This window comes from Escherichia sp. MOD1-EC6162 (assembly GCF_002965125.1).
In the GTDB taxonomy this organism is placed as follows: domain Bacteria; phylum Pseudomonadota; class Gammaproteobacteria; order Enterobacterales; family Enterobacteriaceae; genus Escherichia; species Escherichia marmotae.
In genome coordinates, this window is record NZ_PTSB01000102.1 from 1 (window position 1) to 231 (window position 231).

Genomic DNA, 231 nt, shown 5'->3' on the forward strand with positions numbered 1-231 from the left:
CGCTTACCACTTTGTGATTCATGACTGGGGTGAAGTCGTAACAAGGTAACCGTAGGGGAACCTGCGGTTGGATCACCTCCTTACCTTAAAGAAGCGTTCTTTGAAGTGCTCACACAGATTGTCTGATAGAAAGTGAAAAGCAAGGCGTCTTGCGAAGCAGACTGATACGTCCCCTTCGTCTAGAGGCCCAGGACACCGCCCTTTCACGGCGGTAACAGGGGTTCGAATCCC

General features: G+C 51.5%; 1 rRNA gene. It reads left to right on the plus strand.

Features of this window, described 5'->3' with window-relative positions:
- Positions 1–83, plus strand: a 16S ribosomal RNA gene (locus tag A9587_RS24350); the annotation flags it as partial.
- Positions 84–231 lie beyond the last annotated feature (148 nt).